Below are 18,375 nucleotides of genomic sequence, written 5' to 3' on the forward strand. Positions count from 1 at the left end.
AGATCGAGCGAGCAACGAAAAATGTCACGCCATAGCCCGTAGTGATTATGTCAATATCTCATCTGCACATCTGAACATCAGCGTATTTTTATAAATTGCCCTTGAATAAACATTCTTCTATCCTGAAGAAAAATGGATTCGTATCTGTCATTTGACATTTTCACTTATTTTTAACGCAACAATCCCGCGGCGTTTCACTATCTTATACGAGTTCCAGGTGTGTCATTATTGTACGATACACCCCAAAATGTTCACTTGCTGTTAATTACACCCTTGACTCTCTGTATTAAGATATCCTTAATCGGGCAGCTCGCTAAAGGTCAGAATTGACCTAGCAAAGAACAATTCAAGGAGAGAACCGATGGCTGTTCACGCAACCGACGATAGTGCAACATTCCTGGAAACTGACGCCATTTCAGGAAATCTGCTTTCCAACGATTCATCCGATAACGGACACCTGTTCCTGCGCGCCTTCGACGGTGCGAGCGTTGGCGCCAAGAGCGGCAACAGCCAGATCACAGAGATCCAAGGCGACTACGGCACCTTCTTCGTCAAGCCTGACGGTAGTTACACCTATGTCCTGAGCGACGCTGCCAAGGTCAACTTCACCAATGGTGAATTGCTCCAGGAGAAGGTCTCGTACAAGATTTCCGACGGCAGCGGTCATACCGATGTCGGCCTGTTCACGCTGAACATTCAGGGCGTAACCCAGGTAAAGCCGATCGCCGTCGACGACCACTACAGCTTCACAGAAGGCGACGCCATCGGCGGCAACGCCCTGGATAACGACATTGCCGGCGACAATGGTCATCTCTTCCTCCGCCAGTTCGGCGCCACGACCGTAAACGGCGATCCAAGCGCAACGACCGATGTCGCCGGCACGTATGGCACGTTCCATGTCAAAGCGGATGGAACATTTACCTATGATCTGGCAGTAGATGTTGCTGCGGGCGATCACGTCACGGAAACCGTCCAGTTCTACAAGATCTCTGACGGCGAAGGCCACACCGACGTCGGCGTTCTGACACTCAACATCACTGGCGCGGACGCAGAAGTCTGATCAAAAAACAAAGCCCGCCGCGTAAGCAGCGGGCGTTGTTTTATACAAGTTGAGCTCCGGTTAAGAGAATGAGCCGTCGTGCGCGGCTGCCGGCAACCAGATGGACCGCTAACTTCAGCGGAGCTCGGAACTGCCTCCAGAACAGCACGATTATATTCCATCGGGCGTTGGTTCAGCGCCGTTTTGGAGCTTGGAACTGTCTTTGAAAACCGACTCGGTGATTTACTCGCTGCAACGCTGTCGGAACCGCGCCGTCGCAGCCTCTCCAACGCTCGTCCAGGTTTGATCGAAGATTGGACGAAGCTGTGGGCTAATCTCTTTTATCGTAGCGTTGACCCTGCAACGATCGCCCAGTTTCAGCATCGTCGTAAGATCGCTATCGAGCGCGCTCTTTGCCGCGGCAAGCGTTGCATCGGTAAAATCGTTCCAGAAATAAAACCGCGTCAGAATCATCACCTGGTCGTGGGGGGCGAGCACAACCGAACGCTTCATCATTCCCGCAATCGCGACCGGCTCTTCCGCAATTGTCGACTGCACGGCCGCAAGGCGAAGCCAAAAATTGCTGTTCGTCGGCATGCACGAAAGCGCATACCGCAGATACTCGCGCGCACTCGACGCTGCAACGGCCCAGGCGTCGTAGTTGACATTGACATTCTGCCGATCGAGTTGCGCCAGAACGAGGGTTACGCCAGCAGCCACAATGTCTGATCGGCAATAATGTCCGTCAACGACGTCGACACTACGCACCGCATATTTGGTCACGACTTCATCCGCGACCGTCTCTCCACGCTCGATCCTTTCGGCGACGATCGAGATGCTGGCCGTTCTTATCGAAGCGGAGAGCTCTCGACCGGCCAGCACCACAAAGACGACGGTGACGATAACGAAAGCGATCCTGGTAACCGAAACGAACTGACCGCGGAACATCAGCTTTCGGTATAGTATCGCGAATAACGCTTATAATAATACTCGCTCGAACCGAACGTCCGGTAAAGTTTCATCTGCGACGGGTCGACCTTGGTCAATATAGTACCGACGCATTTCGCATAGAGTTCCGGCTCGGAAAGCAGGGTCGACTGCACGACCTTGCGCGATGTCTTTCCCCACTCGATAACGAAAACCACCGCATCCAGCTTCGAATTGATGGCGCGTGCATCCACAACCGGCGCCAAGGGCGGCAGGTCGACGATAATATAATCGAAGCTTTGACGTGCCGTTTGAAGAAGCTGATCCATGCCGCGTGACGCAAGCAGCTCCGACGAATGCGGAACACGATACCGTGCCACCGTCGGCAAAAATGCGAGCTTTGTTTTGGGATCGAGAAGGATCAGATCCTTGAGCGGTCGGCTGTCAACGATCGCCTCGAGCAAGCCGGCCTCGGCATGGCGGCCGATCGCCCGGGTGGCACCGGGATTGCGCATGTCGCCGTCGATAAGCAGGCAACGCGCACCCTGCATTGCCAGGAGCTTGGCAAAATTGATGGATGTCGTCGACTTCCCCTCGCCGGGCAAGCTCGACACGACGCCGATGACCTTGCAGCGCTGATCGGCAGCACTGAGGTCGATGGCTATCTTGGCGCTTCGAAGCGTCTCGGCAAATGCCGAGAGCGGATGCTCCTCGACATAGGTCGTGGTCTTCCCGCCCCTGGCAATGCTTCGCGGATTGCCGGGATCAACGAGCGTCGGATCGTCGACGTTATTTTCAATCAGCGGCATGACACCGAGAGACTCGACATCGAGCACGTCCCGGACATCGTCGCCGGTGCGGAAGAACCGATCCCGGAATTCGCGGAAGGCGGCTATACCACTTCCAAATGCACATCCCACGAACATCGCGAAAGCCACGACGAGAGCTCTCTTCGGAGCGCTCGGCTTCGTCGGCGTCTCCGCCGTCGTGATGATGCGAGCAGCGGTAATCGGAAAGCTCTGCTGTTGAATTGCTTCCTGATAGCGCGTCAAGAAGCTCTGATAGAGATTCTTATAGGTATCGCGCGTGCGCTCCAGCTCGCGAAGCTGCACCTGCGTTTCGCCGGCCGTTGCGGCTACGCCCGTCGCCTGTGTCACACTGTCGCGCAGAGAATTTTCCCGCGATTTCGCGACCTGCAGCTCGCTTTGGTAGCTTTCGGCGATGCGATTCAACTCATCGAACATGAGCCTCTTATATTCTTCCATTTCCGCACGAAGCCGAACCGCCTGGACGTGATCGGGACCGAGCCGGGCCTCAATTTCGGTCTCTAGCTTGGAAGCTTCCAGATATTTCTTGCGTAGGTCGTTCGAAATCGAGCTGTCGAGCACATCCGTGACGATCGCATCGGTCTGCTTGGCGTCGATGATCGACTTGACGCGGGCATATCTTGCCTCGGCCTTCGCTGTCTCGGCCTGCGCATTGATCAATTGGGTGTTGATTTCGGAAAGCTGCTGCTCGCTAATCAGCGTACCGGATCCGGCCTCGACAAGCCCATGCTCGCCGCGGAATTTTTGAACCGCAAGGTCGGTGTCCAGCGCCTGCTGCCGGAGCTCTTCGATGCGCTCCTGCAGCCATTGGCCGGCCCGGCGCGTCGCCTCGTATTTGGAATTGAGCTTGTCGACCAGATAGACGTCGGCGATCCCAGCCGCGATATCACGCGCCAGGCCGGGCGACTGCGCGGTATAGCTGACATCGAGGACGTAGGAGCGGCCGACGCGTTCGACATCGATATTGCCAGCGACAGTCTCCGCAGCGCCTCGCCGCCTCATTTCCGGGTCGGGGGCGACGACTGCGTCGTCGGCAAACCACGACCGAAAATTCATGAAGGATTTCAACGTTGAGACAGAAAAAAGCGAGCTCTTCGGTCCCATGAACTCCGGATTGTCGACGAGTTTCAGCTTGTCGACAACAGCATAGGCGATCGTGTCGGACTTCAAAAGCTCAACCTGACTGAGGACAGTACCTTCGTCATCGTCCATCTGGCCGAAAGCCGCCAGCTGATTGATCACCTGACTATCGCTGCGGTCGATCAGCACGCTCGTGTCGGCGGTGTAGACAGGCACCGAAGTCAGGACATACACAATGCCCAGAATGGCGAAGGCGAAACCGCACGCCGCAACCATCCGCCACTGTCGGCGGGCGATTGCGATGAGCTTGTCGAAATCGATGAAGTCAGCTTCGTTTCCCGTATCGCGGGAGGGGTCGATACGCGGCGTAAGTTTATCTGGCGATAGCAATTTCGATCTCCAACAAAAGCGTCAAGTGCTAAGATCTACGGGCAATTCCAGCTATTGTATGACCGGGACACTCTGACTCGTCGACTGCGTCGGATCGGTGGACGACTGCCCAGCCGCTCCGATGCTGACGATCGTCGTCGTTGAAGTCGACGATGAATCATCTGCGCCGGCATTCGAGACCTTCAGTGTACCCGCAGTTGTGGCAGCGCCGTCGAACGGCGTACCATCGTCCGCTCCAGGCCCGGTTTGTCCAACTTGCCCATCATTGCCGATGCCGGATGCGGCGGCGGCACTTGCACCCGGACCAAGAGCTGCGGTCCCGCCTTCGGCAAGGACCTTTGCAAAGGCGGCAAGCAGCGGCGCGAGGTTGGGATCGGCAATAGTCGCCTCGGCAACGGCCTTTTCGATCGCCAGCTTGAATTGCGGATCCGTTACCTGGCAGCTGTTTGCGGCCCGCGCGAGACCGGAGCCGATAGCCGCCATCTGTGCAGCACTGGCCTTCTTTGCCTGCTCGATCACTGGCGACAGCGCATCATTGCTGCTTCCGACCAGCGCGCGAACACGCGATGACAAAACCAACGGATCGGACATGTCGAGCAGAACGGCAGGGCTAGCGGTAAATCCGCCGACATCGACGGAAGTCAGACTTGCCGGACCCAAACAAGCTGCCGCAAAAGCGCTTGAATTCATGCCGGCAAACATCGCGACGACGATTCCGCTATACGCAAGCTTACGATAAACACCAGACCTTGCCATAACCACAGTCCTTCATCAAATCCGCTATATAGGCCGCCCTCACTGATCATTCGCGATCGATGACGGCCCGCCTATGTCAATCAATTTCCAAGATCCTGGACCGCATTGCTGGTATCGTTCGCATCGTCGGCCACTCCGGAAATAGTGGACGATACCGAGTTTACGATGTCAAGGAACTTGACCAGTTCAACAGAGGCCGAATTGGAAATATAGATAATATCCTTGTCTTCCATCTTGAATTGCTGAACAGCAAACAAGGTTGCCGGATCGCGAAGATTCGCGCGGATGATTACCGGAACCGTTTCACCCGTAAACCTCGTCGCGTCCACGTGCATCGCTGCAACCGTTTTCTTGGGGACAAGGCGGTAGAGCAGGACCTGTGCCGGATCAGCGCGGTCGTCGCGCAGGCCGCCCGCCTTGGCGATTGCCTCTCCAAGGGTCAGATCAGACTCTTCGAAATCGAAGCGACCGCTGGTGCCTGCGGCGCCGAGCGCAAGATATGTGCGACGCTCATGATCGATCGAAATCGTGTCATCCGGCGCAACATAAATATTTTCGGCCGGGTTCTTCAATAGCGTAGTGTAGGCGACGGTTGCCGTCTTGCCACGACGCTGCAGCGTCACATTCGTTTCGATATTGTTGGTCGTCAAACCACCCGCGGCGGAAATGACATCCAGAACGCGCTCACCGGCCGGGCTGATCTCGACGCGCTGGGGATTGTTGACATCACCGAGCACGGCAACCTGACTGGAGCGGCTTGTGGTTGTGGTTATAACCACCTGCGGCTCGATCGCGCGGCTTGCCAGGCGATCCTCGACGTCCTGCTCTACGGTCTCCTTCAGGCGACCGGCAGCCGGAACCCGGCCTGCATAGGGAATTGTGATCGTTCCGTTTCTATCGATGGTCTGCTCTGGCAGCGAGATGTAATTGCCGGGTCGGCTACCTGCATCGGACGGAATGAAAAGACCGCCCGACTGAGCCTCGAAGATGGCAACCGAAACGACATCACCGAAACCGAGCGGAATTTCGGGCGCCCCGCCTCGACCACCACCAAAACCTTTGAAGGATGTTGGCTGGGGAGCGGTAAAATACGACAGGACGTTCTTGCTGAGATCAATCAGGGCGTAGTCGATACCGACGCGACGCTCCTTGGTTGTCACTTTCACGGCTGCATCGCGATCAACATCTTTGTGATCGGGACCGGATCTTGGCAACGATGTGCAGCTTGCCAATATAGTCGTTAGCGCTACAACAATGGCGACGCGTGTACTACTGATACGAGAACAACCCATAGAATACCCTGTGTTGACGCCTCTGAAGCTACTGCTCCGCAATCTGACAAAATACAAGACGATCCCCGATCAATAACACTGAAAGCCGATTAACATTCCCCTAACTGTGGCAGGCTGGCAACGTCGAGCCCTTAGGAAGCGAAAAACGGCCCCGGTGCGACTTTTCTTGCGCCGCAACAATCCGAAGGCTGCACCCGCTATAAAATTTCTTGGGTTTCAGAGTCAACCGTTCGCACCTGCACAATCGATCTTTTCCGAAAATCTTATTAAAATCCATCCATTTAAACTTTAAGTGGTTAACGGCCGCTCATATGCCATGTCCGCCTCTCCGTTGCTACGCCCGAGGCTTATCGCGACAACCGCACTGAGGAAGGCGGAGTAAAACACCGCAAAACCCGGTATCTGCAGCGAAAAATCGACCGCCGCATGAAGGGCGACCAAAACCGTCGCCGCTAGACCAAGAAGAACATAGTGCCTCAGACGCCGCCTTTGGACGAGCCCGCGCCAAAACACTCTTGCAAGTACCGAGAGGACAAGGACGGCCGCAATGGGGAACAATATTCCGAGGCCCAGAAACCCTTCGAGATAGAAATTGTGTGCGCGATCGAAGATCCCGAAAATTCCACAGGCCGGATCGCGGTAGGCAGAAAACACGGTCCGAAAGGTACCGAGCCCGGTTCCCGTCAACCAATGATCCGAAATGGCACGCCATATGCCCGGCAGGATGCAAAACCGATCATCATCCTCGAGCAGCCGCTCTTGCGCACGCAAAATCGCCTGGCCTGCAAACATCGTCAGTAACACTACGATGAAACCAATCGCCGAGAGGAGCTTCAGCATCGAACGCCATCTTGACGCCGGTCTCAGATGACGCCTCGAGCCGTTCCAATTGATGACAAGCCACGGAAAATAGATGAGAGCGGCAACAAAGGTCGCAAATATCCCGGCGCGCGAGCGGCTGAGCATCAGCGCGGTGAAGCATGCGCACAAGAGCAGGATATAGACCCACGATCGCAAGAGAAGCGCGTTTCGGCCCGGCTCACCGGGCGGATAGTTCGAATAGGCACGGGCAATGTCCCTGACCAGGGTCAGCATGAGCAGCGTTCCAAGCCCGAGGAAGGTCGCGGCGGTATTGCGGTTGACGAAGACCGCGGTCAGGCTGTCGAGGTAGGCATGTTTCTCGATGACGATCAGGATGCTGGGAAACAGCAAAAACTGCAGCAGGCCGAAAACAGCGATGATGCCCGCCGAAAGCCCGAGGCCGGCAAGCACTTTTCTCGCGCGCTGATCGGTATCGCATAAGAGGAGCCCGGTCAGGAACGTGACGAAAGGCAGGGCGACCCGGAGGATCGACGCGAACGTGTCGGCCGGTTCGACCGAGATCGCCGCGGACTGGGCACCTGCCAGGTCACGCGCGGCATTCCAGGCGGGATTCGCCAACCAATTGGCGGGCAGTTCGATGGTTTGGATGAACGCCCAGCCCGCCAGGACGACGAGTAGAAACAAAGCGATACTGAAAACCCATCTGCTTTGTCTCGGCTCTCCGAACAGCAGTCCCGAAATGATGGCGAGGGCAAACATCCCGATCGCGGCGAAGGCGAAAGGAAAGGGTGTAACGCTCCCGAACGGTATGAGCGTCAATATAACGAGGCCGATGAAGGCAAAAAGCAAAACCTCTCGCAAGACCCGCTTATTGATGAGGTTGGAGAACATGTGAATTCGTTTACCAGAGTAGGCGGCGACCAAAGCCATTGCAACCGAAGAGATTAATTTACTCGTACTAACATAAGTTGAACATCAAGCACTTGCGTGCTAAAGTGTAACAGAATTCCACATCGTTTAAAATTGTCGCGAAAGGTTTAAGCCAATCGAGACAAGGCCCGGCTATGCTCCTTCCAAGCAGCAGAAACGGGACAGATATTCTGCGCCCAATACTTGGCAGATCATCAGATCGCCATGCCATTGACCGAGAAAAAAGGCAAGCCTGATCTCAATCGGTTGTCCTGACGGGGATTTAAGAGATGAAGAAAACTTTCGTTACACTTCTGGCACTGGCCCTTACAGCAGGCAATGCGTGCTCGGCATTTGCCGCCGGTCCCGCAGGTTTTGCCCGCGGTCTGACCGGTAATTCGGCGGTCAGTTATATCTCTGAAAAAGGCAAGATCATTCCGCCTTTCGCCCAGGTGCTGTTCTGCGCCCAGAACCCGACCGAATGCCGCGACAACAATGGTTTGGCGGTCGTTGCACTGACGGACAAGCAAATGCTGCAACTAAAGGATGTCAACACCGCCGTCAATCGTACGATGATCGGCCGGAACGACTCCCGCAACGAACTGAATGGCGACGTCTGGAAGGTGAATGTTCGCAGCGGCGATTGCGAAGATTTCGCGTTGACCAAGCGCAGTCGGCTGATCGCGATGGGCTGGTCGTCGCGCGCTTTGCGAATCGCAACGGCATATACACCCTCCGGTGAAGGACATGCGGTCCTCGTGGTCAGAACCGACAAGGGCGACCTCGTGCTCGACAACAGGAAAAGCAGCATCAAGAACTGGCGCGATACCGATCTGCGCTGGGACAAGATTCAATCGGGAACAGACCCCTACGTCTGGTACCGGCTATAACAACCGAGGCAGCGACATAGACTGATTGATCCTGTTTCCGGATTGAAGTCGAGCCGGCTCTGACGAGCCGCTCGACTTGTCATATTGCCCACACAAACCTATGTTTTGGCTATCGACGGGGCAGCGCGCGGCAAGCTGCGGTGCCCGGAGTTCGATTTTCGATGTGGGTTTCAGGCGATCTTCGGTATTGTCTTTTCGTCCAGATTAACTATGACGAACGTCATGCTGCGACGCAGCATGACGTTCTACTCTAATGATTTGAGGGAAATATGCGCATCACGATGATTGGATCAGGCTATGTCGGCCTCGTTTCAGGCGTTTGCTTTGCGGATTTCGGCCACGACGTCATCTGCGTCGACAAGGATCTGAGTAAGATCGAAGCCCTTCGCGAAGGCCGCATTCCGATCTACGAGCCGGGTCTCGAGCAACTGGTCGCCGAAAATACCAGCACCGGCCGGCTGTCCTTTTCGACCGATGTCGGCGAAAGTGTCCGCAGCGCCGACGTCGTGTTCATCGCTGTCGGCACACCGTCCCGACGCGGCGACGGCCACGCGGATCTCTCCTATGTCTACGCCGCTGCACGCGAGATCGCCACCTATGTGGAAGGCTTCACCGTTATCGTCACCAAGTCGACGGTGCCGGTCGGCACGGGTGACGAGGTCGAGCGGATCATGCGCGAAACCAATCCCGCGGCAGATGTCGCCGTCGTTTCCAATCCGGAATTCCTGCGCGAAGGCGCCGCCATCGAGGATTTCAAGCGTCCTGACCGTATCGTCGTCGGGCTGAACGACGACCGGGCACGCGAAACCATGACCGAGGTCTATCGCCCGCTTTACCTCAACCAGGCACCCCTGGTCTTCACCACTCGCCGCACCTCGGAACTGATCAAATATGCGGCCAATGCATTTCTCGCGATGAAAATCACCTTCATCAACGAGATTGCCGATCTCTGCGAGCGGGTCGACGCAAACGTCCAGGACGTTTCGCGCGGCATCGGTCTCGATGGCCGTATCGGCTCCAAGTTCCTGCATGCCGGCCCGGGTTACGGCGGCTCGTGCTTCCCCAAGGATACGCTTGCTCTTGCCAAGACGGCGCAGGATTACGACGCGCCGATGCGTCTCATCGAGACGACGATCTCGATCAATGACAACCGCAAGCGGGCGATGGGACGCAAAGTCATTTCGGCCGTCGGCGGAGACATTCGCGGCAAGAAGATCGCGATCCTCGGCCTGACTTTCAAACCGAACACCGACGACATGCGCGACAGCCCGGCGATCGCGGTCATCCAGACCCTGCAGGACAACGGCGCGCAAGTGGTCGGCTACGATCCCGAGGGCATGGAAAACGCCCGCAAGGTGATCGAGAACATCGAATATGCGAGCGGACCCTACGAGGCGGCAGCTGGTGCGGATGCGATTGTCATCGTCACCGAATGGAACCAGTTCCGCGCGCTCGATTTCAATCGCCTGAAGCAGTCGATGCGCACTCCGATCCTGGTCGATCTGCGCAATATCTACCGCAGCGACGAGGTCCGCAAACACGGCTTTACCTATACCGGCATCGGCACCAACCTTTATCAGGACGTGACCGGCGCCTGAGATAGCCTCCTGAACATCTGATCGTCCTGACGCCGCGGAGCAAATCCCGCGGCGTTTGGTTTTAAAGCATGTCGCGCCAAAGCGTGCAGTGGTTTTCGGACGACCCCATGCTCGCCGATTTAAAGGATGCCGACCCGCGTCCCCTTTATCGTCAGCACCGTCAGCCGGCCCGTCGCCGAAACCGCAGTGTCGATACCGATGCGTTGCGGCCCGAATGTCGGGATTCGCGCCGGGGTATGCCCGTGGATCACGAGGACAGGGAGCTGCGGGCCTTCATCCAGGAAGGGCTGACGGATCCACATGAGGTCGCTGTCTTTCTGCTTATTGAGGTCGATGCCCGGCTTGATGCCCGCATGAACAAAGACGACTCTTCCTATCCGCAGCATGATCGGCAGCGATTCCAGGAATTTGATATGCCGCTCGGGTATCATGTTGCGGATGACGCGGGCAATTGTTTCGCTTCCGGCCGCCGACTGCAGCAGATGCTCGATGTCGATACCGTATGAGTGCAGCGTCTCCGTTCCGGCAAAGCCGAGCCATTCGAGAATGCGCGCCGGCTTGCGGTAGAGTTTGACCAGCTCCGCGTCGTGATTGCCGCACAGGACGAAGCGCTGAAATCCCGGCGGCGGGGTCTTGCTCAGGAACTCCAGCACCGCACTCGAATCAGGCCCGCGATCGACATAGTCACCGAGCATGACGATGAGTTTCGGCCCCGGGAAGCGCGCGGCATCCTCGACGATGCGGCGATGCGCCTCGACCAGCTCGTTATAACATCCGTGAACATCGCTCATCGCGTAGACCGCAGCGAATTCGCCTTCGGCAAACGTCAGCCGAGCGCGTCTGTTAAGGTTGCCGGCCAGTATCGGTATGTGTCGTCGCCACGGCCCTAGATAGTTAAACATGTAACCCATTTATGAGACCCGACTGAATGGCGGGCTGCCGGAAATAATCCATCTCTTATCCATCGCTGCCACGGCATGAGGCTCAGTCTGCATAAGAAAATTGGCCGGATCGCGGCCCCATCGAAGTTGTAACCGGATTGCCATATTCAGAACGACATAATCCTTCGCCATCTGCTGCACCGCCTGCGCCAAGCTCGCCTGGCTGGTCGCGACCGAGGGCTGCGCATCCAGCACATCATGCAAGGATGATTGTCCATCCTTGTAGCTCCCGATCGAAAGCGCAAGAGTCTCCTGCGTCGTCCTGACCTGCGCCCGCAGCGCCTGAACGGTTTGCGCGTCGCGGTGAACGGATGATAGCGCGCGCTCAACCTCTTCGAGGGCGGTCAGAACAGTCTGCTTCCACACGAGATACTGCACCTTCGCACCGGATCTCGTCATCTCCGCATTCGCGCGCAGCCGTCCGCCATCGAAGATCGGCAGGTTGAGGGTCGGCCTGAAGGACCAGGTGGTCAGGCCACCGGCCGCGCTACCCGCTTGTTTTATGAATGACGGCGAGATCGAAGCACTGAGAGTGATGCTCGGATAAAGCTGCGACTCGGCAGCTCCGATATTGGCCGTTGCAGCGGCGAGGTCACGCTCCGCCTTGCGGATGTAATCATTCATGCTTGGGAGGGTGCTGCGGTTAATATTACGCTATAGTTTGCTATATGATGATTAATCCGGCGTTAAGCCGGCGATTATTGCGTTTCTCGCGACATTATCGGCTAATATTCCCCAAATGGGGGAGCCACAGGTATTGGATTTCCACAGGCGTGACCTTCGAAAAGCTGCAAAAATCAACTATAACGAGAGACCGCAGGAAAAAATGAACGTTAAAGCAGATCACGCTTGACGCCATTGCGGCGCAGCATAATGATGGCGCGTTGCGAGCGTGAATGACATTCTTGATCAGGAATCTCAGATCCTAAACTGCGGGGTGCAAAGTGGAAACTGCGGTTGATTCGAAGCTTATCGAGGCGATCACCTACGACGAAGACAGCCGGCATCTAAGGGTCTATCTGACCAACGGTCAGAGGCGAGAATATGAAGGCGTTCCCAAGGGTGTCGTCGTCGGATTGACGATGGCGGAATCGCCAGGAAATTTTTATATGAAGGCAATCAGGGGCAAATATCCTCCCCGTCCCTAATGCCTTATCGAGAACGGACGATGGTATCATCGTTCCAGCAAAGATGCGGGACCGGCATTCGCCGGTCCCGCAAATCAGTCTCCCGCCAGCTACTTGCATAATTCCTTGAATCGGAATCGATTGAAGGACAAATTATGTTGCACTTCAAAATGCTACAGCGTCCTTTGCGCGTCTAAAAAGACGCGGCGCTGCCGCGGCGCGCGCGGTCAATAATTGCCGAGGAAATCGCGGACCGCATCGATCTCGAGCGGCGCAATTTCGTGACCGCCGGGGTGCCAGACCACCCTGACCTCCGCCTCTCGGTTTTTCAGATGTTCGGACAGCGCCTCGGTCATGGAGACGGGAGCGATCGGATCCCGTTGTCCCGCCGTCACCAGCACCTTTCTTCCCACAAGCGTTACCTGGGCTTCGGGCTGAAACGGAATGAGCGGGTGCATCAAAACCGCGGCATCGAAGATACCCTTCTCGATCAGCACGTTGGCAAGAATATTTGCACCGTTCGAAAATCCCAAACCGAGAATCTTGGAAGCCTGGTACTCGTCAGCGAATGCCTTGACGTAGGCAGCCATCTTCTCGGTCGCGCGCGAAAGGTCGGGCATGTCGTAGACCCCTTCCCCGGTGCGGCGAAAGAACCGCGCCGCGCCGTGTTCGGAAACATCGCCGCGCGGGGAGAGAATCGTCGCTTCCGGCAGCAGGCGCCGACCGAAGTCGAAAAACTGGTTTTCGTCGCCACCGGTGCCGTGCAGCACCAGCAGGATAGGTTTATCAGGTGCACCGGCATGCAGCCGGTGCACATATCCAGTTTCGGTCATATCGCCTCTCCTTACGCTTCGAGCGGCTGCAGGTGCTGCTCGAGCAGCGCGCGAAGATGGTTGTGCTGCTGCGGCAGTTTCAGGGCTTCGCCGAGATGGGCAGTGTCCTCGTCGTGGTCGAAACCTGGCTCATTGGTCGCGACCTCGAACAGCACGCCGCCCGGCGTGCGAAAATAGATCGCCCAGAAGTAGTCGCGGTCGATCACCGGCGTGACCTGATAACCCGTGTCCATCAGCGCCTTGCGCACTTCGAGCTGCTTCTCGCGGTTTTCGACGGCGAAGGCGACATGATGAACCGAGCCGGCGCCGGGAAGCGCGCGGGCGATGTTCGGCATGGTTTCGAGATCGATGAGATGGGCGCCATTGCCGGAGGGCTTGATCAGCCGCTTGACGCCGTCCCTTTCTTCAGCGACCTCGTAGCCCATGAACTTCAAGAGTTCGGCCGTGGCGCCCTCGTCCCGCAGCCGCATGGCAACGGAATGGAAGCCGCGAATGGCAAGGTCCTCGCTGATGCCGCCATGCGTCCAGGGCTGGCGGTTATCGTCCTCAACTTCAACAAGCGCGAAACCGTCACCGTCGGGACCGGAAAAATTCAGGCGTTTCTCGCCGAAACTTTCCTCAGCCTTCAGCCCGTCGATACCAAGCGTGCTGAACCGATCGCTCCAGAAACCGAGCGAACCCTTGGGAACGGAAAACACCGTCGTGCCGACCTCGCCTGTGCCGGGACGACCCTGCGCCATCTTCGGGAACGGGAAATAGGTCATTACGCTGCCGGGTGTGCCGGTCTCGTCACCGTAATAGAGGTGATAAACGTCAGGCGCGTCGAAATTGACAGTCTTCTTGACGCGGCGCAGGCCGAGCGCATTGGTGAAAAACTGGTTGTTGGTGCGGGCGTCCTGCGCCATCGACGTGACGTGGTGCAGACCCTTGATCTGATCGAGCATTTGAGACCCCTTTCATGCCCGCCGTTGCGGGCTTTCGATGGGCCATAAATGCGCTTTCCGGCGCCCGCGGAATAGACCCGCCGACCACAACGCATCGTCTTCTTTTTGTGAACGATCCGCGGTCAGCGTTCAGGAAAACTCAGAAATCCTGCGGATTGGCCGGCAATTGCCAGTCGATCGGCGTGCGCTCGCGCGACTGCAGAAAGGCATTCGCCTTTGAAAAATGCCCGCAGCCAAAAAACCCGTTATGGGCCGAAAGCGGCGAGGGATGTGGCGCCCTGAGCACGAGATGTCGCGTCGTATCGACGAAGGCGGCCTTGCGCTGGGCATAGGAACCCCAGAGCATGAAGACGACGGATTCACATTCATCGTTGACCTTGCGGATGACGGCGTCGGTGAAGCGCTCCCACCCCTTGCCCTGATGGGCCGCTGCCTGCCCTTCCTCGACGGTCAGCACGCTGTTCAGCAGGAGCACGCCCTGTCTTGCCCAATGTTCGAGAAAACCGTGCCGTGCCGGCGCTATGCTGAGATCCGTCTCCATCTCCTTGTAGATATTGACGAGGGACGGCGGTATGCGCACGCCCGGCCGGACACTGAAACACAGCCCATGGGCTTGCCCGAGTCCATGATAGGGATCCTGGCCGAGGATGACGGCCTTGACGTTGGAGATCGGCGTCAGATCAAGGGCGCGGAAATATTCGCTGCCCTTGGGGAAAATCCGCTTGCCGGCCTGCTTTTGCGCGACGAGGAAAGACTTGAGCTGTTGCATGTAGGGGCTGGAAAATTCCCCCTCCAGCGCAGCCTTCCAGCTCTCCTCGAGACTGACGGATGTATCGCTCATCTGGGAAAATCCTTCGCATAGGACAAAACAACGGACACACGGTTCTAGCAAAATCGATATAGGCTGCAATGCCTGTCGCCTTGGCGATGGTCTATGTCTTGCGAACTCGGCGAGTGAAGATTGTAAAAGCCTGCTCGAAACATCGTCGTCCGTGTTTAACTATATGACAGCTTCGGTATTTACGCCGGCGGGCGGCCTGAGTAGAACCTTGATGGTAAAACCGGAGCATCTCTTCAAATGAAATTCGGCACGAGCGGCCTTCGCGGACTTTCAGTGGATCTAAAGGGCCATGCCTCTGCCCTTTATGCCACGGCGTTCGGCAAATATCTGCTCGGCACCGGCAGGGCCAAAGCCGGCGATGCCATTCTGATCGGCCGCGATTTTCGCGATTCGAGCCCTGAAATTTCGGGAAATTGCGCCGGTGCACTCGCCGCACTCGGCTTCCGGATATTCGACTGCGGCAATGTGCCAACACCTGCACTCGCTCTTTATGGTCTTGAAAGAAACGCCGCCTGCCTGATGATCACGGGCTCGCATATTCCGGCGGACCGCAACGGCATCAAGTTCTATCGCCCGGATGGCGAGATCGACAAGTCGGATGAGGCAGCGATCACCAGTTTGGCAGCCGAGATCGAACGAACCGGTGAAACGGTGGTGCAAGCACCGGCCGAGACGGAAGACCACGAAGCCGCTTGCCGTCAGCTCTTTTTCGAGCGCAATGCGGCGCTGCTTCCGCAAGGCGCGCTTGCCGGTATGAAGATCGGCGTCTATCAGCACAGCACCGTCGCCCGCGACCTGCTGGTGGACGTTCTCGCCCATTACGGCGCCGAGATCACCGCTCTCGGACGCTCGGAGAGCTTCATTCCCGTCGACACCGAGGCCGTTTCCGACGAGACGATCACGCTGATGAGAGGCTGGACCTCCGATCAGAAATTCGATGCGATCGTCTCCACCGATGGCGACGGCGACCGCCCGCTGGTCGCAGACGAAACCGGCACGCCGCTGCGCGGTGACCTTCTCGGCCTTGTGGCAGCCAATTTCCTCGGTGCCGGCACGGTGGTGACACCGGTTACCTCCAATTCGGGCATCGAGGCCGCGGGCTCTTTCGCCGTGCGGCGCACCCGCGTCGGCTCACCCTTCGTCATTTCAGGCATGGAAGAGGCCGTGGCGGCCGGCAAGGATCATGTCATGGGCTTTGAAGCCAATGGCGGACTGCTGACCGCAACCGCCTTTGATATCAACGGCCGGAACGTGCGTGCCTTGCCGACACGCGATTGTTTTATCCCGATGCTCGCGATCCTGTCGCTCGCCGCCACCCGCAAGCAACCGCTTTCGGCCGTTGCCGCCTCCTATCATCTGCCATTTGCCGCCGCCGACCGCCTGGAGAATTTTCCGGTCGAGACGAGCGCGGCGCTGATGCAGTATCTGCGTGCCACCGATGAAAATCTTTCGGCTTTCCTGCAGCCGATCGGCGAGGTGGCTGCGAAGTCCGACATCGACGGACTTCGCGTAACACTGAGGGACGGCAGGATCATCCATTTCCGCCCGTCCGGCAATGCGCCGGAAATGCGCTGCTACGTGGAAGCCGAGAGCGAGACCGCAGCCCTGGATCTTCTGACCGCCGGGCTGACCCGTATACGAGACTGGGCGGAGACACCCGCTAAACATGCGACGAACACGCTTTTTTCAAGGAACCCGCCTATGACGCAGAAAATCGTTCCCGTGATCATGGCCGGCGGCAAAGGCACCCGGCTCTGGCCGCTTTCCCGTGCCACCGCACCGAAACAGTTCATCCAGTTCGTCGGTGACAAGACGCTGTTTCAGGAGACCCTCGACCGCGTTTCCAATCCGGATCTCTATGAAGCCGCGATCGTCGTCACCAATGAGGAATTCCGCTTCCTAGTCGCCGAGCAGGCCCGCGAGCTCGCCATCCCGCTCGCCGCCGTTCTGCTCGAACCGGTTGCCCGCAACACCGCGGCAGCGGTGGCCGCCGCCGCTACGCTTGCCGGCGAGCTGTTCGGCAAGAACACCATCATCCAGATGCTCGCCTCGGATCACGAGATCCTGGCCGATGAGACCTATTTCGATTGCATCCGCATCGCCCGCGATGCCGCAGCCGACGGCAAGCTCGTGACTTTCGGCATCACTCCGACGGAGCCGGCGACAGGTTACGGCTATATCGAGATCGGCGATGCGCTCAAAAACGGTGCGCACAAGGTCAAGCGCTTCGTCGAAAAGCCGGCACTTGAGAAGGCCGAGCAGATGCTCGCCGCCGGCGGCTTCTACTGGAACTCCGGCATCTTCATGTTCCCGGTGGCGGAACTCGTTGCCGAACTGCAGGAATATGCGCCTGACGTGCTGAAGGCGGCCAGCAAGGCCGTTTCGAAGGCAAGCCGCGACCTCGATTTCACCCGCCTCGACGCCGACCATTTCGCCAAGAGCCCCGACATCTCCATCGACTACGCGATCATGGAAAAGACCTCCAAGGCCGCCGTTGTCCCCTCGCCCTTCAAATGGTCTGATATGGGAAGCTGGGATGCCGTCTGGAAATCAGGCGCACGCGACGGTAACGGCAACGTCGCCGCCGCAAACACCACCGTGGTCAATACCCGCAACTCGCTCGTCATGACGCATGGCGTGCATCTTGCCGTCCAGGGCATGGATGATGTCGCCGTCATCGCCAGCGAAGACGCCGTCTATGTCGGGCCGCTCAAAGACAGCCAGAACGTCGGGCAATTGGTCAAGCTGCTGGCGTCCACGTCCGCCACCGCGAAATTCACCGAAACCCATCCGACATCCTATCGCCCCTGGGGCGGCTATACCTCCATCTTCAACGGCGATCGCTTCCAGGTGAAGCGCATCTTCGTTACACCGGGCAAGAAGCTTTCGCTGCAAAAACACCACCATCGCTCCGAACACTGGATCGTCGTCAAGGGAACGGCCGAGGTGACCGTCGGTGAGACAGTGCGGATGCTGCGTGAGAATGAGAGCGTCTATATTCCGCTCGGCGAAGTCCACCGCCTCGCCAACCCCGGAAAGATCCTTCTCGAGCTCATCGAGGTGCAGACGGGTTCCTATCTCGGCGAGGACGACATCATCCGTATCGTTGATGAGTTCGGAAGAACGTAAAATCGCAACCGGAGCGATGGTCGGGCCTTT

The 18,375-nt window shown here is 57.6% G+C and carries 14 protein-coding genes and 2 pseudogenes; 6 read left to right on the top strand and 10 right to left on the bottom strand.

Annotation, left to right across the window (positions count from 1 at the left end; genetic code table 11):
* The first annotated feature begins 361 nt into the window (after window positions 1–361).
* Entirely contained in the window at window positions 362–1,060 is a 699-nt protein-coding gene (rapA2, locus tag AC1ECN_RS11595) for a calcium-binding lectin RapA2 (protein WP_018481614.1), read from the top strand.
* Between the two features lie 222 nt (window positions 1,061–1,282).
* On the opposite strand, the gene AC1ECN_RS11600 is transcribed toward rapA2, so the two are convergent.
* The 5 genes from AC1ECN_RS11600 to AC1ECN_RS11620 form a co-directional block, all read right to left on the bottom strand.
* Window positions 1,283–1,987 (bottom strand): hypothetical protein, encoded by a 705-nt coding sequence (locus AC1ECN_RS11600; protein WP_130662061.1) that lies wholly within the window; start codon window positions 1,985–1,987, stop codon window positions 1,283–1,285.
* Entirely contained in the window at window positions 1,987–4,263 is a 2,277-nt protein-coding gene (locus AC1ECN_RS11605; protein WP_018073790.1) for a polysaccharide biosynthesis tyrosine autokinase, read from the bottom strand. Before AC1ECN_RS11605 ends, AC1ECN_RS11600 begins: the two co-directional genes overlap by 1 nt.
* A 51-nt stretch (window positions 4,264–4,314) precedes the next feature.
* Complete coding sequence (locus AC1ECN_RS11610) at window positions 4,315–5,019, bottom strand: hypothetical protein (RefSeq protein ID WP_029767213.1); 705 nt, start codon at window positions 5,017–5,019, stop codon at window positions 4,315–4,317.
* Window positions 5,020–5,099: 80 nt separating this feature from the next.
* The gene (locus tag AC1ECN_RS11615) at window positions 5,100–6,311 is read right to left on the bottom strand and encodes an SLBB domain-containing protein (protein ID WP_032988630.1); all 1,212 of its coding nucleotides are present in this window, start codon (window positions 6,309–6,311) and stop codon (window positions 5,100–5,102) included.
* A gap of 288 nt (window positions 6,312–6,599) precedes the next feature.
* Entirely contained in the window at window positions 6,600–8,024 is a 1,425-nt protein-coding gene (locus AC1ECN_RS11620) for an O-antigen ligase family protein (protein WP_024319422.1), read from the bottom strand.
* Between the two features lie 308 nt (window positions 8,025–8,332).
* Here AC1ECN_RS11620 and AC1ECN_RS11625 point away from each other — a divergent pair, with 308 nt between their 5' ends.
* Window positions 8,333–8,932, top strand: coding sequence for a transglutaminase-like cysteine peptidase (locus AC1ECN_RS11625; protein WP_024319421.1), 600 nt, complete (start codon window positions 8,333–8,335; stop codon window positions 8,930–8,932).
* A gap of 269 nt (window positions 8,933–9,201) precedes the next feature.
* On the top strand, window positions 9,202–10,530 hold the full coding sequence (locus tag AC1ECN_RS11630) for a UDP-glucose dehydrogenase family protein (protein WP_018073786.1): 1,329 nt from the start codon (window positions 9,202–9,204) through the stop codon (window positions 10,528–10,530).
* A gap of 119 nt (window positions 10,531–10,649) precedes the next feature.
* Here AC1ECN_RS11630 and AC1ECN_RS11635 read toward each other — a convergent pair whose 3' ends face one another.
* A complete protein-coding gene (locus AC1ECN_RS11635) occupies window positions 10,650–11,441 on the bottom strand; it encodes a metallophosphoesterase (RefSeq protein ID WP_130672969.1) in 792 nt (263 codons plus the stop codon).
* Window positions 11,442–12,083: pseudogene (locus tag AC1ECN_RS11640) on the bottom strand (TolC family protein); the annotation flags it as partial.
* Between the two features lie 332 nt (window positions 12,084–12,415).
* Here AC1ECN_RS11640 and AC1ECN_RS11645 point away from each other — a divergent pair.
* The gene (locus tag AC1ECN_RS11645; RefSeq protein WP_018446824.1) at window positions 12,416–12,619 is read left to right on the top strand and encodes a KTSC domain-containing protein; all 204 of its coding nucleotides are present in this window, start codon (window positions 12,416–12,418) and stop codon (window positions 12,617–12,619) included.
* Window positions 12,620–12,825: 206 nt separating this feature from the next.
* Here AC1ECN_RS11645 and AC1ECN_RS11650 read toward each other — a convergent pair whose 3' ends face one another.
* The 3 genes from AC1ECN_RS11650 to ung form a co-directional block, all read right to left on the bottom strand.
* Window positions 12,826–13,431 carry an alpha/beta hydrolase gene (locus AC1ECN_RS11650; RefSeq protein WP_130662064.1) on the bottom strand — a complete coding sequence of 202 codons (606 nt, stop codon included), beginning with the start codon at window positions 13,429–13,431 and terminating at the stop codon, window positions 12,826–12,828.
* An 11-nt stretch (window positions 13,432–13,442) separates the two neighbouring features.
* Window positions 13,443–14,375 (bottom strand): VOC family protein, encoded by a 933-nt coding sequence (locus AC1ECN_RS11655; RefSeq protein WP_130672971.1) that lies wholly within the window; start codon window positions 14,373–14,375, stop codon window positions 13,443–13,445.
* Window positions 14,376–14,514: 139 nt separating this feature from the next.
* Window positions 14,515–15,216 carry a uracil-DNA glycosylase gene (ung, locus tag AC1ECN_RS11660; RefSeq protein ID WP_027689247.1) on the bottom strand — a complete coding sequence of 234 codons (702 nt, stop codon included), beginning with the start codon at window positions 15,214–15,216 and terminating at the stop codon, window positions 14,515–14,517.
* Between the two features lie 237 nt (window positions 15,217–15,453).
* Between ung and AC1ECN_RS11665 the strand changes: the two are divergent.
* Window positions 15,454–16,866, top strand: a pseudogene (locus tag AC1ECN_RS11665) (phosphomannomutase); the annotation flags it as partial.
* A 51-nt stretch (window positions 16,867–16,917) separates the two neighbouring features.
* Window positions 16,918–18,345, top strand: coding sequence for a mannose-1-phosphate guanylyltransferase/mannose-6-phosphate isomerase (locus AC1ECN_RS11670; protein WP_018074644.1), 1,428 nt, complete (start codon window positions 16,918–16,920; stop codon window positions 18,343–18,345).
* The last annotated feature ends 30 nt before the right edge of the window (window positions 18,346–18,375 follow it).

It is taken from the genome of Rhizobium sp. 01N447_2 (assembly GCF_056399245.1).

Coding starts and splice junctions, on each gene's coding strand:
- rapA2 (WP_018481614.1), top strand. CDS start 362: ATGGCTGTTCACGCAACCGACGATAGTGCAACATTCCTGGAAACTGAC.
- AC1ECN_RS11600 (WP_130662061.1), bottom strand. CDS start 1,987: ATGTTCCGCGGTCAGTTCGTTTCGGTTACCAGGATCGCTTTCGTTATC.
- AC1ECN_RS11610 (WP_029767213.1), bottom strand. CDS start 5,019: ATGGCAAGGTCTGGTGTTTATCGTAAGCTTGCGTATAGCGGAATCGTC.
- AC1ECN_RS11615 (WP_032988630.1), bottom strand. CDS start 6,311: ATGGGTTGTTCTCGTATCAGTAGTACACGCGTCGCCATTGTTGTAGCG.
- AC1ECN_RS11620 (WP_024319422.1), bottom strand. CDS start 8,024: ATGTTCTCCAACCTCATCAATAAGCGGGTCTTGCGAGAGGTTTTGCTT.
- AC1ECN_RS11625 (WP_024319421.1), top strand. CDS start 8,333: ATGAAGAAAACTTTCGTTACACTTCTGGCACTGGCCCTTACAGCAGGC.
- AC1ECN_RS11630 (WP_018073786.1), top strand. CDS start 9,202: ATGCGCATCACGATGATTGGATCAGGCTATGTCGGCCTCGTTTCAGGC.
- AC1ECN_RS11635 (WP_130672969.1), bottom strand. CDS start 11,441: ATGGGTTACATGTTTAACTATCTAGGGCCGTGGCGACGACACATACCG.
- AC1ECN_RS11650 (WP_130662064.1), bottom strand. CDS start 13,431: ATGACCGAAACTGGATATGTGCACCGGCTGCATGCCGGTGCACCTGAT.
- AC1ECN_RS11655 (WP_130672971.1), bottom strand. CDS start 14,375: ATGCTCGATCAGATCAAGGGTCTGCACCACGTCACGTCGATGGCGCAG.
- ung (WP_027689247.1), bottom strand. CDS start 15,216: ATGAGCGATACATCCGTCAGTCTCGAGGAGAGCTGGAAGGCTGCGCTG.
- AC1ECN_RS11670 (WP_018074644.1), top strand. CDS start 16,918: ATGACGCAGAAAATCGTTCCCGTGATCATGGCCGGCGGCAAAGGCACC.